General features: G+C 37.8%; 26 protein-coding genes and 4 other annotated features. Of the genes, 6 read left to right on the top strand and 20 right to left on the bottom strand.

What is annotated here, in order from left to right:
• Positions 1–42: 42 nt before the first annotated feature.
• Both ACTDJC_RS01215 and zapA read right to left on the bottom strand, forming a co-directional pair.
• Positions 43–582 carry a CvpA family protein gene (locus tag ACTDJC_RS01215; protein ID WP_440602482.1) on the bottom strand — a complete coding sequence of 180 codons (540 nt, stop codon included), beginning with the start codon at positions 580–582 and terminating at the stop codon, positions 43–45.
• 1 nt (position 583) lies between these two features.
• Positions 584–853, bottom strand: a complete 270-nt coding sequence (zapA, locus tag ACTDJC_RS01210) for a cell division protein ZapA (RefSeq protein WP_154709943.1) — start codon at positions 851–853, stop codon at positions 584–586.
• 273 nt (positions 854–1,126) lie between these two features.
• Between zapA and rnhC the strand changes: the two genes are divergently transcribed.
• Positions 1,127–2,065 (top strand): ribonuclease HIII, encoded by a 939-nt coding sequence (gene rnhC / locus ACTDJC_RS01205; protein WP_440602481.1) that lies wholly within the window; start codon positions 1,127–1,129, stop codon positions 2,063–2,065.
• A 383-nt stretch (positions 2,066–2,448) separates the two neighbouring features.
• Here rnhC and ACTDJC_RS01200 read toward each other — a convergent pair whose 3' ends face one another.
• The 5 genes from ACTDJC_RS01200 to ACTDJC_RS01180 all read right to left on the bottom strand — a co-directional run bounded on the left by ACTDJC_RS01200 (position 2,449) and on the right by ACTDJC_RS01180 (position 9,455).
• Complete coding sequence (locus ACTDJC_RS01200; protein ID WP_098305235.1) at positions 2,449–2,916, bottom strand: hypothetical protein; 468 nt, start codon at positions 2,914–2,916, stop codon at positions 2,449–2,451.
• Positions 2,917–3,039: 123 nt separating this feature from the next.
• The gene (gene asnS / locus ACTDJC_RS01195; RefSeq protein WP_440602480.1) at positions 3,040–4,431 is read right to left on the bottom strand and encodes an asparagine--tRNA ligase; all 1,392 of its coding nucleotides are present in this window, start codon (positions 4,429–4,431) and stop codon (positions 3,040–3,042) included.
• Positions 4,432–4,481: 50 nt separating this feature from the next.
• Positions 4,482–4,735 (bottom strand) — a binding site (T-box leader).
• 143 nt (positions 4,736–4,878) lie between these two features.
• Positions 4,879–7,299 (bottom strand): phenylalanine--tRNA ligase subunit beta, encoded by a 2,421-nt coding sequence (gene pheT / locus ACTDJC_RS01190; RefSeq protein ID WP_440602479.1) that lies wholly within the window; start codon positions 7,297–7,299, stop codon positions 4,879–4,881.
• A gap of 18 nt (positions 7,300–7,317) precedes the next feature.
• Positions 7,318–8,352 carry a phenylalanine--tRNA ligase subunit alpha gene (pheS, locus tag ACTDJC_RS01185; RefSeq protein ID WP_098305276.1) on the bottom strand — a complete coding sequence of 345 codons (1,035 nt, stop codon included), beginning with the start codon at positions 8,350–8,352 and terminating at the stop codon, positions 7,318–7,320.
• A 44-nt stretch (positions 8,353–8,396) separates the two neighbouring features.
• Positions 8,397–8,625, bottom strand: a binding site (T-box leader).
• Positions 8,626–8,657: 32 nt separating this feature from the next.
• On the bottom strand, positions 8,658–9,455 hold the full coding sequence (locus tag ACTDJC_RS01180) for a TrmH family RNA methyltransferase (protein ID WP_440602478.1): 798 nt from the start codon (positions 9,453–9,455) through the stop codon (positions 8,658–8,660).
• 82 nt (positions 9,456–9,537) lie between these two features.
• On the opposite strand from ACTDJC_RS01180, the gene sspI reads away from it, so the two are divergent.
• Positions 9,538–9,747 (top strand): small acid-soluble spore protein SspI, encoded by a 210-nt coding sequence (gene sspI / locus ACTDJC_RS01175; protein ID WP_440602477.1) that lies wholly within the window; start codon positions 9,538–9,540, stop codon positions 9,745–9,747.
• A 186-nt stretch (positions 9,748–9,933) separates the two neighbouring features.
• On the opposite strand, the gene ACTDJC_RS01170 is transcribed toward sspI, so the two are convergent.
• Positions 9,934–10,182, bottom strand: a complete 249-nt coding sequence (locus tag ACTDJC_RS01170) for a hypothetical protein (RefSeq protein ID WP_440602476.1) — start codon at positions 10,180–10,182, stop codon at positions 9,934–9,936.
• A 279-nt stretch (positions 10,183–10,461) separates the two neighbouring features.
• Here ACTDJC_RS01170 and ACTDJC_RS01165 point away from each other — a divergent pair, with 279 nt between their 5' ends.
• The 3 genes from ACTDJC_RS01165 (at position 10,462) to ACTDJC_RS01155 (ending at position 11,975) form a co-directional block, all read left to right on the top strand.
• Entirely contained in the window at positions 10,462–10,815 is a 354-nt protein-coding gene (locus ACTDJC_RS01165; RefSeq protein WP_440602475.1) for an ammonia permease, read from the top strand.
• Positions 10,816–10,850: 35 nt separating this feature from the next.
• On the top strand, positions 10,851–11,264 hold the full coding sequence (locus ACTDJC_RS01160) for a hypothetical protein (RefSeq protein ID WP_440602474.1): 414 nt from the start codon (positions 10,851–10,853) through the stop codon (positions 11,262–11,264).
• A 129-nt stretch (positions 11,265–11,393) separates the two neighbouring features.
• Complete coding sequence (locus ACTDJC_RS01155; protein WP_440602473.1) at positions 11,394–11,975, top strand: HD domain-containing protein; 582 nt, start codon at positions 11,394–11,396, stop codon at positions 11,973–11,975.
• Between the two features lie 208 nt (positions 11,976–12,183).
• Here the strand turns inward: ACTDJC_RS01155 and ACTDJC_RS01150 are convergent, their stop codons facing one another.
• Both ACTDJC_RS01150 and ACTDJC_RS01145 read right to left on the bottom strand, forming a co-directional pair.
• Positions 12,184–14,007: a DHA2 family efflux MFS transporter permease subunit gene (locus tag ACTDJC_RS01150; RefSeq protein ID WP_440602472.1), complete on the bottom strand. Its 1,824-nt coding sequence runs from the start codon at positions 14,005–14,007 to the stop codon at positions 12,184–12,186.
• A 13-nt stretch (positions 14,008–14,020) separates the two neighbouring features.
• Entirely contained in the window at positions 14,021–14,674 is a 654-nt protein-coding gene (locus ACTDJC_RS01145) for an HlyD family secretion protein (protein WP_440602471.1), read from the bottom strand.
• Positions 14,675–14,961: 287 nt separating this feature from the next.
• On the opposite strand from ACTDJC_RS01145, the gene ACTDJC_RS01140 reads away from it, so the two are divergent.
• Positions 14,962–15,582, top strand: a complete 621-nt coding sequence (locus ACTDJC_RS01140; RefSeq protein ID WP_098305291.1) for a TetR/AcrR family transcriptional regulator — start codon at positions 14,962–14,964, stop codon at positions 15,580–15,582.
• Between the two features lie 38 nt (positions 15,583–15,620).
• Here the strand turns inward: ACTDJC_RS01140 and ACTDJC_RS01135 are convergent, their stop codons facing one another.
• The 10 genes from ACTDJC_RS01135 to nrdR form a co-directional block, all read right to left on the bottom strand.
• Positions 15,621–16,706 carry a M42 family metallopeptidase gene (locus ACTDJC_RS01135; protein WP_440602470.1) on the bottom strand — a complete coding sequence of 362 codons (1,086 nt, stop codon included), beginning with the start codon at positions 16,704–16,706 and terminating at the stop codon, positions 15,621–15,623.
• A 71-nt stretch (positions 16,707–16,777) separates the two neighbouring features.
• Positions 16,778–17,269, bottom strand: coding sequence for a dUTP diphosphatase (locus ACTDJC_RS01130; RefSeq protein WP_098305295.1), 492 nt, complete (start codon positions 17,267–17,269; stop codon positions 16,778–16,780).
• Positions 17,270–17,717: 448 nt separating this feature from the next.
• Positions 17,718–18,077, bottom strand: coding sequence for a 50S ribosomal protein L20 (rplT, locus tag ACTDJC_RS01125; protein ID WP_098305297.1), 360 nt, complete (start codon positions 18,075–18,077; stop codon positions 17,718–17,720).
• Between the two features lie 40 nt (positions 18,078–18,117).
• Positions 18,118–18,315 (bottom strand): 50S ribosomal protein L35, encoded by a 198-nt coding sequence (gene rpmI / locus ACTDJC_RS01120; RefSeq protein ID WP_020060080.1) that lies wholly within the window; start codon positions 18,313–18,315, stop codon positions 18,118–18,120.
• Positions 18,316–18,336: 21 nt separating this feature from the next.
• Complete coding sequence (infC, locus tag ACTDJC_RS01115; protein WP_020060081.1) at positions 18,337–18,840, bottom strand: translation initiation factor IF-3; 504 nt, start codon at positions 18,838–18,840, stop codon at positions 18,337–18,339.
• Positions 18,841–18,902: 62 nt separating this feature from the next.
• Positions 18,903–19,023 (bottom strand) — a sequence feature (ribosomal protein L20 leader region).
• Positions 19,024–19,222: 199 nt separating this feature from the next.
• Positions 19,223–21,154 (bottom strand): threonine--tRNA ligase, encoded by a 1,932-nt coding sequence (gene thrS / locus ACTDJC_RS01110; RefSeq protein WP_440602469.1) that lies wholly within the window; start codon positions 21,152–21,154, stop codon positions 19,223–19,225.
• 50 nt (positions 21,155–21,204) lie between these two features.
• Positions 21,205–21,431 (bottom strand) — a binding site (T-box leader).
• A gap of 32 nt (positions 21,432–21,463) precedes the next feature.
• Positions 21,464–22,345, bottom strand: a complete 882-nt coding sequence (ytxC, locus tag ACTDJC_RS01105; RefSeq protein WP_440602468.1) for a putative sporulation protein YtxC — start codon at positions 22,343–22,345, stop codon at positions 21,464–21,466.
• 150 nt (positions 22,346–22,495) lie between these two features.
• On the bottom strand, positions 22,496–23,434 hold the full coding sequence (dnaI, locus tag ACTDJC_RS01100; RefSeq protein ID WP_440602467.1) for a primosomal protein DnaI: 939 nt from the start codon (positions 23,432–23,434) through the stop codon (positions 22,496–22,498).
• A 31-nt stretch (positions 23,435–23,465) separates the two neighbouring features.
• Positions 23,466–24,869, bottom strand: coding sequence for a replication initiation and membrane attachment family protein (locus ACTDJC_RS01095; protein ID WP_440602466.1), 1,404 nt, complete (start codon positions 24,867–24,869; stop codon positions 23,466–23,468).
• Positions 24,870–25,275: 406 nt separating this feature from the next.
• Entirely contained in the window at positions 25,276–25,737 is a 462-nt protein-coding gene (nrdR, locus tag ACTDJC_RS01090; RefSeq protein ID WP_098305307.1) for a transcriptional regulator NrdR, read from the bottom strand.
• Positions 25,738–25,878: the final 141 nt, after the last annotated feature.

Raw genomic sequence — 25,878 nt, 5'->3', positions numbered from 1 at the left:
TTTCCATCATAGAAAAAAACTTCTCTTTCAAAAAAAGAGAAGTTATACCTTGTTACCTGTCTGCCATAATTCCTTAACTTTTTCAGAAAGAATTGGTGTATCATTTACAATTGCTTTGCTTATTGTTGATGTATTAAGCGACGTTTGTACTTGTTCAACTGGAAGTATCGTACCGATTACAATTAATACGAACAATATAATATACACTTCTAAAAAACCTAAGATTGCTCCGCCTAATGCGTTAACCTGTTTCAAAACAGGGATTTCTGTAAACATATTCAAAAGCTGTCCCAGTAACGTTAACGCGATTTTTGTAATGATAAATAATGCGATAAACGCAATTGCTTGGTAAAAAATTGTTTCCATACTATTTGCATCGATCCAATTTGGCACATTTGTTTCTGGCTTAAATGGATACGGAATAATCTTTTGCAGTGCCGGTGCTAAATCTTTGCAATACCAATATGCCACAAGATAGGCAATAATAAAGCTTGCTAATTTTACAAGCTGCAGTACCAGTCCTCTTCTTAATCCAAGGAGAAAACCCATAACAAGCAATACAATGATTATAATATCAAGCATGTTATTCCATTCCTTTTTGTTTCATTCTTTCTTTCAATTTTTCATTTTCTTCTTTTAATTTTATGTAATCATGCACGACATTGACTGCCGTCAACACCGCCAATCGATTTGTGTCAAGCGAAGGATTCTTAGCATTCAGTTCGCGCATTTTATCATCCACAATCGCCGCGACTATGCGTATATGACTTGTACTTTCATCGCCAACAACTGAATATTGTTGACCGTAAATTTCTACATTAATTTTACTTCGATTTCCTTTTTGTTGTGACAACTTACTGTCCTCCAATCCCGTACAGAATCCTACAGATTATCATACCATGAAAAAACATGATATGGAAACAGAAACAACAATTCGATATGATAAAAATATAAAGTGAAACTTCCAGCATTGTGAATGCTTTATCCCCACTGTTGGAAAGCTCTCACCAATCGGGCTCTTAGGAGCAATTACCTCCCACCTATCTTCTTTGATTTCTCAAAATTTTGAGGCGGGAGTCTTACTGCCCGTTAGCGCGAGGGAAATAATGAAAAAGGAGCGACCATTTTGTCAAATTCTATTGTCATTCAAGTAAGTTCTGCTGTTATAGAGGACATGAAAACAAAATACGCACAAGCATTGCAACCAAAAATCCCCCAAGGTGGTATCTTCATGGCAAAGGTTCCATCTTGCACAATTACAGCCTACAAATCAGGAAAGGTAATGTTTCAGGGTGGACGTGCCGCTGAAGAATCTAGTCATTGGCAAGCAAATGCTGCAGTGCCGAAAGCTTCTGTAAAGAAAAGTGTAAATGACCATTCCTATGCACCGCCAGCTTCCATCGCTACTATGTCTATTCTTGGTTCGGACGAAGTCGGAACAGGAGATTATTTTGGACCGATGACAGTTGTTGCAGTATACGTCGATGCAGCGCAAATTCCATTGTTAAAAGAACTCGGCGTAAAAGACTCAAAAAACTTAAATGATGCACAAATTTGTGAAATTGCGAAACAATTACTGGCGGTTGTCCCTTACAGTTCCCTTGTTCTTCACAACGAAAAATATAACGAAATGTTTGAGAAAGGCTACAATCAAGGACAACTAAAAGCACTGCTTCATAATAAAGCCATTACAAACTTATTAGCTAAGATGGCACCAACGAAACCAGAAGGCATATTAATTGATCAGTTCACACAGCCGGCTACATATTATAAATATTTAGCAAAGCAGAAAAACGTACAGCGCGAAAACGTATATTTCGCTACAAAAGGCGAAAGTGTACATATCGCCGTTGCAGCAGCTTCCATTTTAGCCCGTTATTCATTTGTAAAACAATTTGATGAACTGAGCAAAAAAGCGGGTATGACGCTTCCGAAAGGCGCCGGGAAGCAAGTCGATATTGCAGCAGCAAAATTGATTCAAAAGCTTGGGAAAGATAGATTACCTGAGTTTGTGAAATTACATTTTGCGAATACGGAAAAGGCGTTTCGATTGTTAAAGAAATAGCTATTTTTCAGTATGGGCAGGATACGAAATGAATAAACAAGAAGCTGACCCAAAGGGCACCTAGATGCCTTTTGAAGTCAGTCCTTTTCTTCGTGTCCACCAATATATCGACCGTTCTTTAGAATATATCGGCGCTTCGACAGAATATAAAGTGAAACTTCCATCAGTGACGCTTTTCTCACTGATGGTTAGTTGAACCAATCGGGCTTTTACGGGCAGTTTTCTCCTTAGCTCTTCTCCATCCTTTACTGCCCGTTAATGCGGGATAAAGACCTTACGACGATATTCGACATGCGAGTAGTCGAGCCGCTGAACTGGATCATGCCGAAAAGTGAAAGGAGCTGACTAAAAAGTGGAATTTTTAGTCAGCTCCTTTGTTTTTACTACTCTGTTTTAAACGTCTCTGCAACTTTTTTTGAGACTTCTTTTAAATCATAAAACTCAACACGTTCTTTCTCTGGTGTATCTTTATGCCCAATTACAACTTCCCCGTCATCTTCTACCCAAACAAAGTAATTTTCAACCGAACCATCATTATAATCCATAGTCATATTGTAGCGAATAGCGGATTTAGCTTCTTCATCTAGCAATAGTGTTTTAGGTTCATCCCCGTTTTCCGCCAATCCAACCTGCTCCATCGCGGATACAAGTTGTTTTATATCATTTTCTTTTTTCAATACTTTCGTACCTTTCGTTTTCGTAGATGTAAGCTGAATCTCCTTTATTTCTTTCCCTTGAAACGTAACAACCTCTGCCTCTTGTGATGTAGGAACTACTTTTTCTTTTCCATTTCCGCATGCACTTAAGCTGATTAGCATCACCGCTAAGAAACATACCATTCTTTTTTTCACAAGTTCAGCTCCTTTCTCTTTCTCATAATTGTTTCTCCTTATCTCACATCTCCCCCTGCTCAAAAGAAAAATAAAAAGAGGTATATCAGACAGCAAGATTGCTGTTGATATACCTCTTTTTTATTAAAACTCCGCAGAACCTGGTGTTCTTGGGAATGGAATTACGTCACGAATATTTGCCATACCAGTGATGTACATTAAGAAACGTTCGAAACCAAGGCCGAATCCAGCGTGTTTTGTACCGCCGTATTTTCTAAGCTCTAAGTACCACCAGTAGTCTTCTTCATCCATGCCTAATTCTTTAATTCTGTCTACTAAAACATCCATTCTTTCTTCACGTTGACTTCCGCCGATTAATTCGCCGATGCCAGGAACAAGTAAGTCTGTTGCAGCTACTGTTTTACCGTCATCGTTTAAGCGCATGTAGAACGCTTTAATATCTTTTGGATAGTCTGTTACGAATACAGGACGTTTGAATACTTGTTCAGATAAGTATCTTTCATGCTCTGTTTGTAAGTCAATTCCCCATTCTACTGGGTATTTGAAGTCTGCACCTGATTTTTGAAGCACCTCAATTGCTTCTGTGTATGTGATGCGTCCAAAGTCAGAGTTGATTACGTTGTTCATGCGCTCTAGAACTGTTTTATCAACAAAGCTATTGAAGAATTCCATTTCTTCTGGTGCGTGCTCTAACACATATTTCATTGCATATTTCAGCATGTCTTCTGTTAAATCCATTACATTTTCTAATTCAGCGAATGCAATCTCAGGCTCAACCATCCAGAACTCAGCTGCATGGCGAGTTGTGTTTGAGTTTTCAGCGCGGAATGTTGGACCAAATGTATATACATCGCGGAACGCTAATGCATAAGCTTCAGCATTCAATTGTCCACTTACTGTTAAGTTTGTTTCTTTGCCGAAGAAGTCTTTTGAATCATCTACTTGTCTGTCTTCACCTTTTGGTACGTTGTTCATATCATGCGTTGTTACGCGGAACATTTCACCTGCACCTTCAGTGTCGCTTCCTGTAATAATTGGTGTATGAACGTGTACAAAGCCGCGCTCTTGGAAGAACTGATGGATCGCAAACGCTGCGATAGAACGCACGCGGAATGTCGCTGAGAATGCATTTGTTCTTGGACGTAAATGAGCGATTGTACGTAAGTATTCAAACGTATGACGCTTCTTTTGCAATGGATAATCAGAATCTGATAATCCCTCAACTTCGATTTTGTCCGCTTTAATTTCAAACGGTTGCTTTGCAGTTGGCGTTACGATTAGCGTACCTTCTACTTTAATAGAAGAGCTTAACGGAAGCTTCGCAATTTCGTTAAAGTTATCTAGTTCTGTATCAAAAACGATTTGAACGCTTTTAAAGAAGCTACCATCGTTTAATTCGATAAAACCAAATACTTTTGAATCACGTAAGTTACGGATCCAACCTGATACTTGTATTTTTTGATCTACATACTTATCAGTTTCTCTATACAGACTTTTTACTAATGTGTTTTCCATATTAAAATTCTCCTTTACTTATATTTAAATACAAAAAAACCTTCCATCCATAAAGGGACGAAAGGTTAAACTTCGCGGTACCACCCAATTTGTCATAAAGACCAGCTCTAACTCGTATGTATTACACATACTTCCCGGTTTGTAACAGGCCGGATTCCCGTCTAAGTCTACTCTTGAACACACAGTTCAATTTCGGTTAGCAACTCCAAGGTGTTCTTCACATATACCGCCTCATCAGGCTTGCACCGTCCCTGACTCGCTTTGGATTATAGTATATACTACTTTTCCTTATCATCGTCTTTCATTTTGTTAAACTAAAATTAATGTACTACATTCGAGGCAAAGATGCAAGTTATCGTTCTATATATCGACTCTTCTACAACATACGACATGAATTCTCCCTATAAAAAAATAGCTGCCGGAATTTTTTCCGACAGCTGTTTTTTATTATTTACGCAACTCCGCACCAAACTTCTCTTCTACCGCTGCTAATACACGGCTATGTGCTTCTGTTACTTCTTCATCTGTTAATGTACGTTCTGGGTCGAAGTAGTTCATAGAGAATGCAAGTGATTTTTTGCCTTCTTCCATTTTTTCGCCTTCATATAAGTCAAATAATGTTACTTCTTTTAGAAGTGCTCCGCCTGCTTCAGCAATTGTTTGCTTCATTTCGCCAGCTTTTACTTCAGTAGCTACAACAACAGCCATATCACGTGTCATAGATGGGAAACGTGGAATTGTAGTGTAGTATGTTTCTTCTACATCTGCACCAAATACTTTTACAAGAGACAATTCGAATACGTACGTTTCTTTTACATCTAATTGTTTTTGTGCTTCTGGATGTAATTGACCGATGAAGCCAATAACTTCACCGTCTAGTAAAATGTCAGCTGTACGGCCTGGGTGCATACCTTCACGTTTTGCTGGTACATACGTGATGTTCTTAGCAACGCCAAGTACGTCAAATAATCCTTCTAATACACCTTTCATAACGAAGAAGTCAACAACCTTCTTCTCACCTTGCCATTGATGATGAAGAGTAAGCCCTGTCATAACCCCAGCAATATGTTGTTCTTCTTTCGGAAGTTCACCTTCTACTGTTGGTAAGAATACAGAACCTACTTCGTATAATGCAACGTTATCTACTTTACGAGCATTGTTATAAGCTACTGCTTCTAATAATTGCGGTACTAGGCTTAAACGAAGCTGACTGCGCTCTTCACTCATTGGAAGTGCAAGGTTCACAGGTGTCTTTTCGTTTGACTCAACCATATATTGTTTTGCTTTTTCAGCACTTGTTAATGAATACGTAATCGCTTCATATAACCCAGCGCCTTCTAAATAACGGCGTACTTTACGACGCTTTGTTTGCGCTGCTGTTAATTTACCACGTGTAATTGTACCAGTTGGTAATGTTGAAGGAATATGGTCGTATCCGTATAAACGACCTACTTCTTCTACTAAATCTTCTGGAATTGTAATATCAGGACGACGTGCTGGTACGTCCACATGGAATGTTCCTTCTACTTCTGTGAATGGGAACTTTAAGTTTGTGAAAATTGTATTCACTTGACCAGCAGAGATCTCTGTACCTAATACACGGTTAATTTTTTCAACTGTAACAGATACTGTACGCTCTTCTACTTGTAAGTGATCAACTTCTACAACGCCTTCTAACGCTTCGCCGCCAGCATATTTTGCCATTAATGCTGCTGCGTGTTGAATCGCTTCGAATGTACGTGTTGGGTCGATGCCCTTTTCAAAACGAGCACTTGATTCGCTGCGAAGACCTAAGTCCTTTGATGTGCGGCGCACTGTTTGACCTGCGAAATATGCAGACTCGATTAATACGTTTACTGTATCGTTATCTACTTCAGAGTTTGCTCCGCCCATTACCCCGGCAACAGCTAACGCTTTTGTACCGTTTGTAATCACAAGGTGATGAGCTTGTAATGTACGCTCTTGATCGTCTAATGTTGTCATTTTCTCGCCTTCTTGTGCAAGACGAACAACGATTTCTTTTGATCCTAATTTATCATAGTCAAATGCATGTAACGGTTGACCGTATTCAATTAAGATATAGTTTGTAATATCAACTACATTGCTAATTGGACGAATACCAGCTGCCATTAGGCGCGTTTGCATCCAGATTGGTGATGGACCAACTTTTACGTTTTTTACCATTTTCGCAATGTATAGTGGATTTTGCTCTGTTGCTTCTACACTTACAGAAATGTAATCAGATGTTTTCTCTGCTACTTCTTGTAAGTTTGCTGCTGGAAGTTTTACCTCACGACCGTAAATTGCTGCTACTTCGTATGCAACACCTAACATGTTTAAGCAGTCTGCACGGTTCGGTGTTAAACCTAGTTCAAGTACTTCATCATGTAGGTTTAAGATTTCTAATGCATCTGTGCCAACTTCTGCATCACTTGGGAAGATGAAAATACCTTCTGCATAATCTTTTGCAACTAATTTTCCATCAATACCAAGCTCTTGTAAGGAACAAACCATACCGTGAGAAGCTTCACCGCGTAGTTTTGCTTTTTTAATTTTGAAGTTACCAGGAAGAACAGCGCCAACTTTTGCAACTGGTACTTTTAAACCTTTCGCAATGTTAGGAGCACCGCAAATGATTTGAACTGGCTCTTCTTCACCGATGTCGATTAAGCATTTGCTTAACTTATCAGCTTCCGGGTGTTTTTCGCACTCTAATACGTGACCAACTACAACACCTTTTACGCCTTTATTTAATACTTCAACGCCTTCTACTTCGATACCGCTTTTCGTAATTTTATCAGCTAATTCTTGTGCTGTTACATCTTTAATATCTACATACTCTTGTAACCAACGATATGATACGAACATTCTTTATCTCTCCTTCCCTTACGCTCGTTTGAATTGTTGTAAGAAACGTACATCGTTTGTATAGAAATGACGAATGTCATCAATGCCGTACTTTAACATCGCAATACGCTCTGCACCCATACCGAATGCGAAGCCTTGATATTCTTTTGAATCATAGCCAGCCATTTCAAGTACGTTTGGATGAACCATACCTGCACCTAAAATTTCAATCCAGCCAGTTCCTTTACATGTGCCGCAACCTTTTCCATGACACATCATACAAGAAATATCCATTTCAACAGATGGCTCTGTGAATGGGAAGAAACTTGGACGAAGGCGAATTTCACGGTCTTCACCAAACATCTTCTTCGCAAATGCTTGTAATGTACCTTTTAAATCACTCATACGAATGTTTTTATCGATTACAAGACCTTCAATTTGCATGAACTGATGAGAGTGCGTCGCATCATCATCATCGCGGCGATATACTTTACCAGGGCAAATAATTTTAATTGGGCCTTTTTCTGTATTCTTTTCCATCGTTCTTGCTTGCACAGAAGATGTATGTGTACGAAGCAACATTTCTTCTGTAATGTAGAAAGAATCTTGCATATCGCGTGCTGGGTGATCTTTTGGTAAGTTTAACGCTTCGAAGTTGTAATAATCTTTTTCTACTTCTGGACCTTCAGCAACTTCATAGCCCATACCGATGAATAAATCTTCAATTTGTTCAACAACCGCTGTTAACGGATGATGACAACCTGTATTTACAGGACGGCCTGGTAATGTTACATCAATTGTTTCAGATGCTAATTTCGCTTCGATTACCGCTTTTTCTAAATGATTAATTTTTTCTTCTAAACGTGTTTGAATTGCTTCGCGTACTTCATTTACTAAAGCTCCCATACGTGGACGCTCTTCTGGAGATAATTTCCCCATACCGCGCAGTACTTCTGTAATTGGACCTTTTTTTCCTAAATACGCAACGCGTACATCATTTAAGCCCTTTAGCTCTTTCGCTTCTTCAATCAGCTGCAGTGCTTCTTGCTTTAGCTCTTTTAAACGTGCTTCCATTTGGAACCCTCCTAATTTTAAAAATAAAAAAACCTCGCTCCCTAAAAAGGGACGAGGTAAATTCGCGGTACCACCCTAAATTGACAGAACGAGTCTGCCCACTCAATTAGTTATAACGGCTTTTTAAACCGGAACGCCTTTACATATAAATGGTCCTGGCGTCAACTCCAGAGGTGAATTCACTCACGTCTACCATAAGAATGCTTTCAGTCTATGGCATTCTCTCCCTATATGGCGATTTTGCAAGCTACTCTTCTCTATCATCGTTTTTTACTATTATACTTCCACCTATTATAAAAAGTTTTTTAGCGATTCGCAACCGGAGTTTGTAAATAATACGTTAAAATCCCTGCTGCAACCGCAACATTTAATGATTCTGCTCCCCCATAAATCGGAATATACAAGTTTTGATCACATTTGGAAAGAATCTCTTGGCGTACACCATTTCCTTCATTTCCTACAATTAATGCAAAACTTCCCGTCGGCGTTACTTCACCGTATGGAACCCCGTTTTCAAGAGCTGTTCCGTACACAGGAACGTTCTTTTCTTTTAACTTGTCTACCCATTCTTCTAAATTTCCTTTTACAATCGGTAAATGGAATACAGAGCCTTGTGTAGAACGCAGTACTTTACTGTTATAAATATCAACGCATCCTTCTCCAAGCACAACGGCATGAATACCAGCTGCATCTGCTGTGCGAATAATTGTTCCTAAATTCCCCGGGTCTTGCAGGCCGTCAAGCAACAGAAACTTTCCATCTGTCAGAGTTACTTCTTTTTCTTGCTTCTCACAAACCGCAAATACACCCTGCGTCGTTTCTGTTTCACGTAACATCTTTACAATTGCTTCAGGTACAATGTACATTTCAACATCAGTAACCGTCCAATCTTTCGGAAGGTCTGTCTGATCCCAAACAATAAGCTCTGTTACAACCCCTGCTTTTAAAGCTTCCTCAACTAAATGAAAGCCTTCTACAAAAAATAAACCTTTTTTATCGCGCTCTTTTTTCGTCTGCAGCTTTTTCCACTGCTTTACGCGCGGATTTTGTACTGAATCAATGTTTTTCATAATATGTATTTCCCTCTCTTCTTGTCTTCTCATTATAGCCTATTTTTCATACATATTTACATAAAAAAGAACAAAAACTAATGTCAGTTTCCATTCCTAAAAAGAGGTGAAAATGATGAACTTTAATTTACGCAATGCTGTATTAGCAAACGTATCCGGAAATACGCAAAACCAATTACAAGAAACAATTGTCGATGCCATTCAAAGCGGTGAAGAAAAAATGCTTCCAGGGCTTGGCGTTTTATTTGAAGTGATTTGGAAAAATGCTGATGAAAATGAAAAGCACGAAATGTTAGCTACGTTGGAGCAGGGCTTAAGAATATAAGGAATTTCTCCCCCACTGATGGTTAGTTGAACTAATCGGGCGCATGCCAGCAGTAAGACCCCACCTATCTTCTTCGATTCTCTCTGAATCTTGAGGTGGGGTCTTACTGCCCATTAATGCGGGATAAAAAAGCCTTGCGGAGAAAACCGAAGGCTAATTAATATATCTATACACTTATTAATTTATTTACTTTTTAATAATCGTAATATTCGGATTAAAAATACGAACAGTCTGAAGAAGGTTGTTTACAATGTCTTGTTGTTGAGCTGTTAGTGTACCCTCACCATCAGTAGTGAATACTGTAACACAGAGTGGACAAGCTTCAATCTGTATTCCTAATAGGTTAATAGCAAATCCACCAGGTACATTCAGAGTGAGAATAGGTGTTGAACCCGCAGGAGGAGTGCAGGTCTCACAGTTGGTTAAAAGAGCCATAAAATTAACTCCTTTCTTTAATAGAGTTAATATATTTATATGACCGAATGTGAATCTGCGAAATAGACATTTGGACAACTTTTGATAGTTTCTGTGGAAGTTTCTTTACAACATTTTCTTCTGTAATTTTCATATGCCCCCTCCTCTCTCAAACGTTCTACACTTATTATTTTGATTGTATATTGTTAATTTCTATCAAAAATCCATATTTTTTTATAATATCCAAAATAACCCTCTTATTATAAAATATAACTTATTAAACAGGAGGGTTTCTTACATATGTCAAACTTCGTCTTACTTTGGATCCTTTTCATACCTGTTCTTGTACTATGCGGCATTAGCGGGGGATTATTTTTCATGATAAAAGGAGTAATACATAAAAAGTGGTTTATTCTTCTAATGGGAATCGTTTGTTGTTCACTCGTTCTCCTGCCTATTATTTCTGCAGTGATAGGAAAGGATGTAGAACAACCTTCCCCACTTTCGCCATCTATGTACTGGGGTATGTTAGCTATTGCTAGTTTATTAGCTGGCATCAGTGGCGCACGCAATCAACTAACTAGCATTAAACGTGTGGGAATTACTGTATTTTCACTTGTTGTAGTAGGGATATTTTTTTATAAAATGATGTAATACTCTTCTTTATTATCTTGAAAGGAGAACATAACTTGAAAAAATTCTTCTTGTTTTTTTGCTTCTTATTTTTAGCAAGTTGCCACCAAGAACAAGAGCCGCTTCCAAAAATGAGTGTAAAAGTAAACGAGAAACCTTTAGAAGTATATCAGGGAAGTTATTGCTGGGGTACAAAATGTGTGGATACGATTGGTCCTGAGCAAATAGCCGCCAAACATACACCAGCTGTTGTACGAAAGGGAAGTGAAGCCGTCTTCTCTGTCAAATCAAAAAGGAAACAGAAATCAATTGATGTTACGATGCTTCGTAATGGAGTCGCTGTTCCTGTTGTTCTAAATAAAAACAATACAATTCCTCTTCCAAGTGAACCTGGAACATACGTATATCATATCGGCGTTTTTTGGGAGCAAGGCGATGCGGGTTATATCTTTCAAGTAAAATTAGAATAAAAATTTTTCTATTACATCATTAATTACTTTACTAACATAACAATGATGTAGTAAAATGTTCAAAATATATTTATAGCTATTGTTTTTTCTCTATAATACACTGCACTGAATGAAAGGAGTGAATGTTTTATGCGCCGTGTTACACTTGAACAAATTTTTCAACATCCCATCACCCAAAAATATGTAAACCGTTCTGGAATGGTACATGCGATTGCTGTCGCTTACCACGCGTTCCACTTAGCCAAAAAGCATCACGCCTCAGTCGATGCGGCAACAAAGGCTGGTTTTCTTCATGATATCGGACATCACACATGGTATCGCGATGGGAAATGGGACTATGAATTGTATAAAAAGAATGATATACACGCTATTAAAGGAGCGGAAAGAGCTCATAAATTGCTAATCCGATTAGGAGAACACCCTAATCAAGCAAAAGAAATTTCTGTTGCCATTCTCCTGCACACTGATTCTTTTCTACTAGAGCAAACACTTGAAAGAACACCTCTGCAAAATATTATTAAATGGGCAGACGAAGCAGATGAAGAACCAGGGGGAACACATCACTATCGAACAATCTCTTATGAAAAAGCGCTGCAAGCGATCAAGCGATTAGATCAGATGGTAGATCGCGAATTACAAACACATACACCATCCTATTTGCACATTTCTGCAAATGAAGGAAAAGGACAGACAAAACTTGTGCAGCATTAACATATAAAATGAAACTTCCATCAGTGGAGGGCTTCATCCCCTACTGATGGTTAGTTGAACCAATCGAGCATTTATGGCCATTTCATAACAGAAAAACGCAGAGATTTCAAAATCTCTGCGTTTTTTTATGCGATTCCATTGTTCAAAATAATGCCATTTTGCTTGTTATTTAGTCTATTAATTAACCTTCATAACCGAACTACTTACATCATCTCTCTACTTTTTTGTTCACCTTATTTCCTGATTGTAAGAAAAACGATAAGAATAAAGCAATAGCTGTTAACATTGTTGCAATCCAGAACGCATCATTAATTCCGTTAATAACGGACATCTTCGAAACTTGCCCAAATAGCATTTGCGAGCCTAATGCGTTTCCTGCCTGAGCTGATCCTGTCAATGCAGCCCCCAATTGAGATAGTTTGTTTACAATAATCGGGTTTGTTGTTGTAATCGCATTTGCATAGTCTGCCATATGATTTGTCGTTTGCTGCGTCATAATTGTAATTAAAAGCGCAGTCCCAATAGAACCAGCAACTTGCTTTGCTGTATTTTGCGTTGCTGTTCCATGCGAAATCAGTTGCCTTGGCAGAGCATTCATCCCTGCTGTCGAGATTGGCATCATAATAAAGGACATCCCAAACGAACGAATAATATAATCTATCATAATTTGAATAGAAGGTGTTTCTAATGTTAAATGTGTAAATTGGTATGTTGCGTATGTTGTAAGGAGTAATCCAAAAATTGCAAGCGGCCGAATCCCGTATTTATCAAATAGCCTTCCGGAAAATGGTCCCATCAGTCCCATAATTAAAGATCCTGGAAGAAGTAATAATCCGGAAACAATTGGCGTAAATCCACGGATGTTTTGTAAATATATAGGAAGTAATAGCATACCACCATATAGCGCCATCGTAACAATTGCATTAATTATCAGCGTCGAAGTAAATGCAGAGTAGCTGAATACACGAAGATCTAATATTTTATTGTCAGTCGTTAACTGTCTCCATATAAATAAACTTAGTCCAATAACTCCAATAATAATCGCAATGATAACTTCCGCACTACCCCAGCCTTTATTTCCTGCCTCACTAAAACCATATAGTAAGCTTCCAAGGCCGATACTAGAAGTGATAACACCATACATATCCAGCGTTGCCTTTGACACTGGCTGTTTTAGCGTGAAATATTTTAGTGCTAATACAATAATGAATAAACCAATAATAAACATCGCATAGAATATCACATTCCATTTATAGTTTTGAATGATCCATCCTGTAATCGTCGGCCCAATGGCAGGTGCTAAAATCATTGCAAAACCGAGCAATCCCATCGCTGCCCCGCGTTTATGAGGCGGGAAGATTGCCATAAAAATATTCATTCCAACAGGCATTAAAATACCGGCACCAACAGCTTGAATGACACGTCCTGTCATCATCATCGTAAAGTTTCCAGATACCGCACAAATCATCGAACCTACTGTAAAGAATATCATGGCTGCTAAAAATAAGTTTCGATACGTAAACCGCGAAACTAAAAACGCACTAACCGGTACTAATACCCCGTTCACAAGCATAAAACCTGTTGTAAGCCACTGCGCTGTAGATGTCGATACATTAAATTCATTCATTAAAGACGGTAAAGCAACGTTAATTAATGTTTGATTCAAAATCGAAACGAACATCCCGGAAATAAGAACAGCCAAAACGACCTTCACGTTAAAATCAGGGAGAGCCGTCTGAGGCCGAGAAGCTTTCGGTTCTTTACTTTCTGCTTTTTGTTCTTGTACTGGTGCTTTTACAAGTTCTGATGCTTCTTGTTTTTCAATTGTTTCTTCTACAATTTCTTGTTCCTGAGTTCTCTCTTCAATACCTTCTGATACTTCTTGTTTTATTACTGCCTCTTTTGTATCCTTTAAAACTGCTTGAACCGGTTCTTCTATCCTTTGCGTTTCTTTCTTTCTAAAAACACGATTTACAATAATGAACACGGCAATACATAAAAGAGCGTATCCTGCAATAAAGATCGAGGACATATTTCATTCCCCCTTACTTATGAATCCGAACTGTGACATTCATGCCTGGGACAATATTTAACGATTTACTATGGTCTAATGAAATTTTAACTGGAATAACTTGTGTTACTTTCGTATAGTTCGCTGTTGCATTACTAGACGGTAGCATAGAGAATGTATTTGCTGTTGTTAAACCAATTTGTTCTACTTTTCCTGTTAACGTTGTATTAGGATATGCGTCTACGTACACATCTACTTCTTGCCCTTTTTGAACATCGTCGATGTCTGTTTCTTTAATGTTTGCTGTTACCCATAAATCACTCATATTATAGGCATATGCAAGCGGTGTTCCTGGAGCAATGTAAGAATCTTGCGTTGCATTCGATTGAACAAGCGTTGCATTTGTCGGAACTGTAATATCCACTTCTTGTGCTGTTCCGCCAGCGTTACTCGTTACAGAACCTACTTTATCACCAGCACTATAACTTTTTCCTACTTCAGCTGTCCAGTTTGTTAATTTCCCAGAAACTGGAGATGCAATAGGTACAACTTTTCCATCAATTTTTGCATTGTCCGTTTTTAAATAACTTGTTGATTGATTGTAATAATAATAGCCGGCAAATCCGCCGCCAACTAACACAATCAATGTAATAACATTGATGATAATCATTCTCCGAAATTGACTCATTGTGTTCTCTCCTTGTTTTGAATATTATTGTATTTTCCAACCAGTCCTTTCTCTCTTTTTAGTTAACAATATTGACCATTCATATTGTTAAGGACTAGTCAAAAAAATAACCCTTTTTCTGGCACAAAATACTCTCCTTATTTTGTGCTAAGAAAAAGAATATCGTTTATAATTATAAATAATTCATTTTGAACGACAACCGTCAATTTATTTCGATATGTTGTTTTTCCGACATTCGCCTATATATGTGTTGAAAAAGTATGAAAAACAAAGCAAGGAGAACGAAAATGTCTATTAAAAATTCAAATGACCCGCGTGTAAAACGAACGAGGCAAGCGATACATGATGCTCTTATATCTTTAATACATGAAAAAGGTTTTGATGGTATTACGGTTCAAGACATTGCTGAAAAGGCAACTGTAAACCGCGCTACCTTTTATAGTCATTATCACGACAAATATGATCTATTAGACAAAAGCATTGCAGAAATGTTAACAGCATTAGCAGATATTCTCAAATCGAAAAAATTAGATAAGAAGGAGTTTGAACTTACTTTTGATACTCCTCATCCTATCTTTTTATCTTTATTTAGCCATATTGCTGAACATGCTTTCTTTTATCAAGTGATGCTTGGAGAGAATGGGATTCCGAAGTTTTCCTCACAAATGATGAAAGCAATTCAAACGGATTTGCTTAACGCCCTTTCTCTTTCACAACCAAATGAAGAAGAATTAATTGTACCTCGTGATATTCTTACTAGTTATATGGCAGGTGCACATTTAGGGATGATTATTTCTTGGTTAAGACAAAATATGCCGTATACGCCTCATTATATGGCCTTGCAGCTATCTCGTTTAATCATTTTAGGCCCGTATGCAGCCGCTGGATTAGAAGCACCATTTAAATGAAAAAGAGCGAAAGGAATGTCCCTTCGCTCTTTCGTATATTAATCAAATGTAATGTTATGTACAGCCTCAGCATCAAGACGTTTCACAACTTCTACAATTAACTTCACTGTGTTTTCATAGTCATCGCGATGCAGCATTGCAGCATGAGAATGAATATAGCGAGTTGCAATTGTAATTGCCATCGCTGGAATACCATCCACAGAAACATGAATTGCACCTGCATCCGTTCCGCCGCCTGGAAGTGCATCGTATTGATATGGAATGTTTAATTCATCTGCTACGCCAACAACGAAATCACGAAGACCTTTATGTCCAACGATAGACGCATCATATAAAATAATTTGCGGGCCATCACCCATTTTGCCTTGCGCTTCTTTTTCGCTTATACCTGGTGTATCACCAGCAATACCAACATCGACTGCAAATGCGATATCAGGTTGAATATAATTTGCAGATGTCTTCGCTCCGCGAAGACCTACTTCTTCTTGTACAGTTCCGACACCGTATACGATATTTGGATGTTTTTCATCTTTTAGTTGCTTTAAAACATCGATTGCGATTGCACAACCAATGCGGTTATCCCATGCCTTTGCAAGTAACATTTTCTCATTTTTCATCACTTGGAATTCGAAGTATGGTACAACTTGATCTCCTGGACGTACGCCCCACTCCATTGCCTCTTCTTTACTAGAAGCACCAATATCGATAAACATATCTTTAATATCAACCGGCTTTTTACGAGCATCAACTGATAGAACATGAGGTGGCTTCGAACCAATGACACCCGTTACATCACCTTTACTCGTAACAATTGTTACGCGCTGCGCTAACATAACTTGTGACCACCAGCCGCCAACTGTTTGGAAGCGTAAGAAACCTTTATCATCAATTTGCGTAATCATAAAACCAACTTCATCTAAATGACCAGCTACCATAATTTTCGGGCCGTTACCATCACCAATTTTTTTCGCAACTAAGCTTCCTAAGTTATCTGTTGATACTTCATCAGCAAACGGTGCGATATACTTCTTCATTACTTCACGAGGCTCACGTTCATTTCCAGCAATCCCGCGCGCGTCTGTTAGTTCTTTTAGCATCGTCAATGTCGCATCTAGTTTTGTCATTGGACAATGTCCTCCTTTTTCTTCATCTCTTTAATTATACAAGAGTGGAAAAGAATGTTCAAAAAATTTCATCAATACCCTTCTGTTTGACGCTGATGATTCACTTCGTTTTTATCTAAATATGCTTTTTCAATCTCTTCTTGACCAAAATCAAGTGCTTGTCCTAGGCGAAGATAGCTCGTAAACAATTCAATATAATTCGTAATAGACGGCTGTTCATTAAAACGGATTACTTTTGCATATGCATCTAAGAAAATTTCTACCTGTGTTTTATTTGTTATTGCACACTTATAAAATAAGAAATTTTTATCAATTCCTAAGTCAATTCCGATAGATAAAATAAAATGTAACCCATCCACATACTCTTCTAGTACAATTGCACGCTCAGATGCTGGCTTGTTGCTCCAATATTTAAAGCAGCGTGTCTCGTTTGCAAGTTCTCCAATTTCCACAAGAAGCGCTAGCATCTTTTCTTTTAACAACTTTTTCGGCTCTAAATTATGTTCTCTCGCAATACGATCATCTAATTCTTTTTGTAATTTAAATAGTTGTAGTAAATCCAAAACGTACTCCTCCTTCAATATCCAATAAACATTATCCGATATTGTTCCATTCTAATGGTAAATATAAGAAAATAAGCAAGTTACATTCTTACATTATAACAGTGTCAGTTTCGCGTGGAAAGACATGATTGTCTGAAGTCAAACTCCTCCTTACCACCATCGTTCTTCCGTATATAAGTGAGCTTATGACTATACACCTAAATAAAGTGAAACTTCCATCAGTGGGGGATTCTCACTACCCCTTAATGCGGGATAAAGATAAAAAGTCAGAGACCCCCTCCGACTTTTTATCTTTATTCTTCTATATTATTGTGCCTTTTATGCTTATTTTGTCATATATGGTACAACACGTCCATTCATCTTTCTTTCTTCCATTTCAGCAAAAACAATGTTAATTTATGAAAAACAAAAAAATCCTTAGGAACAATGTCCTAAGGATTTTTTATCATTACTTATTTAAAGCAGTTTTAGCAACTGTTGCTAATTCAGCGAAAGCTTTTTCGTCATGAACAGCTAGGTCAGCAAGCATTTTGCGGTTTACTTCGATACCAGCAACTTTAAGACCGTTCATTAAACGGCTGTAAGAAAGACCGTTCATACGAGCAGCTGCGTTAATACGAGTGATCCATAATTTACGGAAGTCACGTTTCTTTTGACGACGGTCACGGAACGCATACATTAAAGATTTCATTACTTGTTGGTTAGCAACTTTGTATAATGTATGTTTAGAACCGTAGTAACCTTTTGCTAATTTAATAATTTTTTTACGACGTTTACGAGTAACCGTACCACCTTTTACTCTTGGCATATTATTTCCCTCCTAGATATCTATCTGAACAAAATATTAATTACATGTTGTCAAGCATTTGACGAATACGTTTGAAGTCACCAGCGCTTACTACACCAGCTTTACGTAATTTACGTTTAGCTTTTGTAGATTTGTTAGCGAATAAGTGGCTTGTGTAAGCGTGAGAACGCTTTAGTTTACCAGATCCTGTTTTTTTGAAACGCTTTGCAGCGCCGCGGTGAGTTTTCTGTTTAGGCATAGTGATTTCCTCCTCTATTTATTACTTATCATTTTTCGGTGCTAAAACTAAGAACATGCTACGTCCTTCCATTTTTGGCTTAGATTCAATTGTACTAACTTCAGCACAAGCTTCAGAGAAGCGATCTAAAACACGTTGACCGATTTCTTTATGAGTAATAGCACGACCTTTAAAGCGAATAGACGCTTTAACTTTGTCGCCTTTCTCCAAGAATTTAATAGCATTACGAAGTTTTGTGTTAAAGTCATGTTCATCAATTGTTGGACTTAAACGTACTTCTTTCATACTAATGATTTTTTGATTTTTGCGCTGCTCTTTTTCTTTCTTTTGTTGCTCAAAGCGGAATTTTCCGTAGTCCATAATACGGCATACTGGTGGTTTCGCATTTGGAGCAACTAATACTAGATCAAGATTTACGTTTGCAGCCATGTCTAATGCTTCTTGACGAGACTTAATTCCAAGTTGATCACCATTTGCACCAACTAAACGTACTTCACGTGCACGAATTTGCTCGTTAATCATCATGTCCTTGCTAATAGTAAGCCACCTCCAAGGTTTTATGGGAATACGTTTTGGGAAGGCAGAACCCAAACAAAAAAGTGCGGGTATATGACACCCACACTTGTAATATCTTAAGTAAGAAATACATTTACCTGGTAACTGCTTTCGCGTCAATCAGGTGAGAAGCGGGTGCTTCTACTTGTTCCACAAATCCGTATTCTATTATCCTTGATGATTCTATCATAGGACGTGATGCGTGTCAAGAAGTTGAGTTTCTTAAGTAGCAACAAAAAATATTGTAACAAACAAAACGAATACATGCAACATTTTTTTATACAAAGCAAACTTTGGTTCTTATTACCAAACAAAACATACAAAAAAGCCGCGGACGAACCGCGGCTTTTTCTTATCGTTTTCCTTCAACTTTAATTAAGTCAACGAAAGCATCTAATGAGATTGTTTCTGATTTTTGTTCACCGTATTTACGTACGTTTACACCAGTTTCAGCAACTTCATTGTCACCTACTACAAGCATATACGGGATTTTTTGCATTTGTGCCTCGCGGATTTTATAACCGATTTTCTCATCACGAGTATCCACTTCAACGCGAATACCAGCACGTTGTAATTCTTCTTGTACTTTCTTCGCATAGTCTAAATGTACTTGCGGAGAAACTGGAATTACTTGTACTTGAACTGGTGCTAACCAAGTTGGGAATGCACCTTTATATTCTTCGATTAAGAAGGCAACAAAGCGTTCCATAGTTGATACAACACCACGGTGAATAACAACTGGTCGATGATGCTTACCATCTTCACCGATGTAAGTTAACTCAAAGCGTTCTGGGAGTAAGAAGTCTAATTGTACAGTTGAAAGTGTTTCGTCTTTTCCAAGCGCAGTACGAACTTGCACGTCAAGTTTCGGACCGTAGAATGCCGCTTCACCTTCAGCTTCATAGTACTCAAGACCCATTTCATCCATAGCTTCTTTTAACATGCCTTGTGCTCTTTCCCACATTTCATCGTCATCATAATACTTTTTAGTATCCTCTGGATCACGATAAGATAAGCGGAATGAATAATTTTCTAAACCAAAGTCTTTGTATACTTCTAAAGTTAAGTTTACAACGCGTTTTAATTCTTCTTTAATTTGGTCTGGACGAACGAAAATGTGCGCATCATTTAAAGTCATCCCACGTACACGTTGTAACCCAGATAATGCACCAGACATTTCATAACGGTGCATTGTTCCAAGCTCTGCAATACGGATCGGTAATTCACGATAGCTGTGGATATCGTTTTTATAAACCATCATATGGTGAGGGCAGTTCATTGGACGAAGTACTAATTCCTCATTATCCATTTCCATTGATGGGAACATGCCATCTCGGTAGTGATTCCAGTGACCAGAAGTTTCATAAAGCTCTCGGCTTCCTAATACTGGAGTATATACGTGGTCATATCCTAAGCTTGCTTCTTTATCAACAATGTAACGCTCGATAATTCGACGGATTGTTGCACCTTTTGGTAACCAAAGTGGTAAACCTTGTCCTACTTTTTGGCTATTTGTAAATAGTTTTAACTCTTTACCTAATTTACGGTGATCACGCTCTTTCGCTTCTTCAAGCATACGTAGATGCTCATCTAATTCCGCTTTTTTCACGAATGCAGTACCGTAAATACGTTGTAGCATTTTATTATCGCTATCTCCACGCCAGTAAGCACCAGCAACGCTTAACAGTTTAAACACTTTAATTTTCCCTGTAGATGGAAGGTGAACTCCGCGGCAAAGATCGAAAAATTCGCCTTGTTCATAAATTGAAATAACCGCATCTTCTGGAAGATCATTAATCAATTCTAATTTTAACTCATCGCCGATTTCTTCATAACGACGAAGTGCTTCAGCACGTGGTACTTCATGACGAACGATTTCTAGGTTCTCGTTCACAATCTTTTGCATTTCTTTTTCAATTTTCGGGAAGTCTTCAACTGTAATTGCTTCTTCCATATCGATATCATAATAGAAACCATTTTCAATAACAGGCCCAATTCCAAGCTTCACATCTTTATATAAACGCTTTAATGCTTGTGCTAAAAGGTGAGCTGTTGAGTGGCGTAAAATGTATAAACCATCTTCAGAATCTAATGTAACGATAGAAATCGCACCATCTTGCTCAATCGGTGTACGTAAGTCTACCATTTCCTCGTTTAATTTCCCTGCAATTGCTTTTTTCTTTAAGCCAGGGCTAATAGAAGCAGCAATATCTTCTGTTGTTATTCCTTTTGGAAATTCCTTCACAGCTCCGTCTGGAAATGTAATTTTTACTACGTCTGCCATCTTTGGTCACTCCTTTTTCATAGTCAAAATAAAAAACACCCATCCCTATAAAAAGGGACGAGTGTTGAATTCGTGGTTCCACCCTTGTTCCAGCTAACGCATTGTTAGCTGCTCAAGTTCATTATAACGGCATTTACCGTCAGCAATTACTAGAATTTCGTTCACTGCTGAAGTTCAGAGGTGGTAAGTAATAATCTCGTATTAAGAAGCTCACAGCCTAAGGCTTCCCTCTCTGAGAATCGTAGACAATTACTCATGTCCTCATCGTAACATTTTAATGTATTTTCATGTATGTACGTAATTATATGCTCAAAAATTTAGAAAATCAAGGGCGTTCCCTTTATTTTTATAATTTTTCACATTCTTTTCAAATTCATGAAGCGCATATAGTTGTACTCTCTCTTGAAACACATTTTGAATTGTCACAATCATATTATGATCTTGCTCTTTCGTATACAGATGAATTGTTTTAGGCGAGATTGAAAGAAGCGGTGCCATAATATTCGGATCAATGTACAAGCCTTTTTGAGAGAGTAATTCTTCTTCTATATACTGAACAAGCTTATCTTGTTTTAAACGAGCTCCCTTTTCATCATAAAAAATAAAACTGTCATCAAACACAAGATGCAAGCATGACAAACGCGATTTTCGGCTGCTCACTTGCTGCCGGAGCGTTTCCACAAACATTTGATACTCTTGTTCTAACTTATATTCATCTATCGCCATCTCTGTAGTGCGATATAAAAATTCATTGTACTTTCTCAAGCGAAAACGAATGTATGCTTCAAACGAAAAAGACATCTTATCATGCATCCACCCCCGCAAGGAAGAAACCACCAATTCTTTTCCTCTTTGTTTAGAAGGTGCATCATTTAGCCCCTTACGTCTCCCATTTAAAATAGAATGAGCCATATGTAAAATTTGATTTCGTTCTTCTCGCTCTTCATAGTAAAACTTCTCTTTTAAAATATCACTTATCCATTCATCTTGTTTTGTATTTATAATATATTGAACAAGTACAGGGATAACCACTCGATCAATGTAGCATGATTCTTGTATTGGTATATGAACAATCACCATTTGTTCGTACAAATAAATGCTTATTTCTGCATATATATCATCTGTCCGTTTTTTCAGCTCTTTATATATAACAATAGCATCATTTTTTTCTTCAAAGCAGATTTCAATCACTTTTGTCCCCCCTTTTATAATTCTTGCTATTTCCATATATATTAGGGGGATGTACAAAAAATGATACAAGCGTAAAGTAATTTATCATTCAAAGTAATGCTTTATTATATTTCCTTCAAAAAAATAAAGAGCAAGCTCGCTGCTTGCTCTTTACGTATGCCGGCGGTTTTTCCCACCAATAGGAATCGGCTTCGCTAAATATTTGATACGCTCCATAATACGGGCCGCTTTCATTTCTTCTTCTTCTCCGCGCTGTGTATATGTTAAATGATGTTCCAACTGTTTAAAATCAAAGTTAGATGTAAAAAACGTCGGTAAGTTCTCCAGCATACGAAATTGTAAAATTGCTCCTAGTACATCATCGCGCACAAAGCTCGACATCGCTTCTGCTCCAATATCATCTAACATTAATACTGATACACGCTTCACTGCATCAATCTTTTCACTAATTGTATTATTTTGCAATGAACTTTTAATTTCACGTAAAAATTCTGGTAAGTACACAATCATCGAACTTATTTTTTTCAGCGCCAGTTCATTGGCAATTGCTCCTAAAAGATAGGTTTTCCCTACACCAAATGGCCCATGAAAGTATATTGCCTGCACTTTTTTTCCAGGCTCATATGCACTTAAAAATTCATTAGCAGCACGAATTGCCTGAAACCTCGGCTCTAAATCTGATGGGTCTAAATTTTCCATAGAAGCTTGCAAAATATCACTTGGCATATACACACTTTGAATTAACTTCTCATGTTTCTTCCTCTCATCATAAGCCACTTTTCTTACGCAACGATCATATTGAATATCAATCATCTTACCTTGAATGATAAGCTTTGGTTCATATCCTTGAATCATATTTTTACATGACTCTAAGTTCGGACAATCCTCACATCTAACACTTTGCCCGATGTACTCATATAACTTCACAAGGCTGCGTTCTACCATGGACGTTGTCACTTCACCCTGATGCTCTTCTATAAACTCTTTTACACGCGGATGCGCCATTACCTCTTGTTTCAATACTTCATATCTATTCTTAAAATTTTCATTTTGCATTAACTTCGCAAATGTATTTTGAATCGGTTCCATTTCTTCACCTCAAAGGGAGCTCTCCTCTATTCTATTCGTTTCGCTTATATTTTTTCAGCTCTTCTTCTAACTTTTTACGCTCTTCTTCTAATGTTTCATGACCTTCACTGCGATTCGATTGTTCGGCCAATTGTTCGCTCTCTTCAGCTTGTTCCTTTAACCAATCTGGTACAAGTTCTTTACGAACTGTTTTCTTCGTCGTCTTTCCTTTTTTCTTTGTTTCTGCCCACTCTTGATATTGACGGTTTTCCTCTTTCGCAAGACCCATGGCTTCTGTTACTGTTGTAATTTTTTTACGCGCCCAGTGTCCAGCGATTTTTTCCACGTACGATTTCGCCAGCTTCATATCAGAACGAAGCATCACATAATAAATAAGCACATTTACAACGCCTGGTGTGAGCTTCTGATTCAACATCACTTCTTCAATAATTTGCAAATCAGCTTTCGTCGGCTCAGCTCCGCCCGAAATTTCTTTTAATAACTCTCTTGGCGAAATTTCTTCTAACTGTTTAATGAGCATTTCTTCTTGTGTTGTCGGTTCTTTCTCTTTCATCGTCCGCGCATGCAATGGCTGCGTTCGTTCACTAAACACAGGGAGTGCTTGCCCATTCTCAAATTGGTACCAATCACGTGCACCTTTTCGCAGTCGTTCCATATCAATTGTGTGATGTTCCGTAACAGCACCAAGAACAATATTTTGCATAGATAGCGGATCAATCCCGTATACGTAAGCTACTGTCATCACACATTCACGCATCTGTTCTGTAATGGCTTTGCGCGGAACGAGCGCTGATAATCCTTCTACAAATAATGAAAAATCAAAGAAATCATTCCAGAGCTTAGGTGCATTACCCTGCGCCCTGCCCGGCATCACAGTTGCATTTGGTATAAGCAATTCGTCCTTGGCATACTCAACTTGTCCTGGATTAAACGAGCCAAACACATCATTAAAGGATCGTGTCATATTTTCATAAGAAACAAAGTCAAATTCTTCTTCTAAAAAATATTGCTTTACTTGATTGTATTTTGCCTTGCTTAAGCGGTTATATAAAAAAATACTTAATACAATATCATCAAAAAATTGCTTCGGCATGAGAGGTGGCTGCAACTCATAAATAAACATGCGAATATCTTTTTCTTTTTTCATATACACATTTAAAAGTCCAATTGCCTCTAGTTTTATACGTTCTTCATAAATATCTGGGAGCTGCATTTGCATCGTTACCATAATAGAATGGTGTGTATTTTCTCTTCCAAATAAACGATCCTGCTCCAATTCTCCCCACAATGTCATATATAAACTAAAAGCTTTACTACCGATTAGCGGTTGATATAGCATCGTAAGCACTTTACGGTCATAATTACTGAGCAGTCCTCTTGCACTTACTTTATAACGGTCAATTGGCAGTAACTCCATCCATGACTGTCTTTCCATTCTTGCAAATCCTTTCTGTTATCCATTCTTATCATAAAGTGAAACTTCCATCAGTGGGGGGGGGTTTTTCATCCCCCACTGATGGTTAGTTGAACCAATCGGGCTTTTACGGACAGTTATCCCCTACCTCTCTTCTTCGCTTTTCTCTGAATCTTGAGGTGGGAGTCTTACTGTACGTTAATGCGGGATAAAGTGAAACTTCCCTTAGTGAAGGGCTCACCGATGGAAAGCTCTCACCAATCGGGTGCATGCCAGCAGTTGTCCTCCACCTTTCTTCTTTGTTTTCTCAGAATTTCGAGGTAGAGATCTTACGGCCCGCAAATAGCGGGATATATGTGATTTATTTTTCCGTTCGTTACTACTTATTAGTGAAAAAAAGAGCTAATAGCTCACGCTTCTAGCTCTTTTATTTTCGTTCTTTTTGGAGTATATCTTTTAATTCTTCAATAAATACGTTCAAATCTTTAAATTGTCGATAAACAGATGCAAAACGTACATATGCAACATCATCAATATCACGAAGCTCTTCCATGACCATTTCACCAATCATATCGCTTTTTACTTCTGACATTCCTAAGTTACGCAATTCACGTTCTACATGTTGCGTGATTTCTTCTAGTTGTTTTAAAGATACAGGTCGTTTTTCACACGCTTTAATTAAACCGCGCAAAATTTTCTCTTTGTTAAACTCTTCTCGCATTCCTTCTTTCTTTACAACAATTAGTGGCGGCTCCTCGACACGTTCAAATGTTGTAAAGCGATTGAGACAACTTTCGCACTCTCTTCTTCTACGAATCGATCGCCCTTCGTCAACTGGACGCGAATCCAATACTCTCGTACCATTGTGAAAACAGGATGGACAACGCAATCCATTCACTCCTTTACAATTTAATTTTATCTTAACAAAACCAAAACATTATAAACAAGAATTATCTCTTCTATATTATAAACCCTTAATCAAATATACTTATGTACGTTATTCTTTTTTATCTTTCTAACAATTAATTTA

The organism is Bacillus sp. GB_SG_008 (assembly GCF_052038115.1).
GTDB classification, from domain to species: Bacteria; Bacillota; Bacilli; order Bacillales; family Bacillaceae_G; genus Bacillus_A; species Bacillus_A rhizoplanae.
The sequence above is the reverse complement of the archived record's forward strand: the minus strand, read 5'-3'. Positions and strand labels throughout refer to the sequence as shown.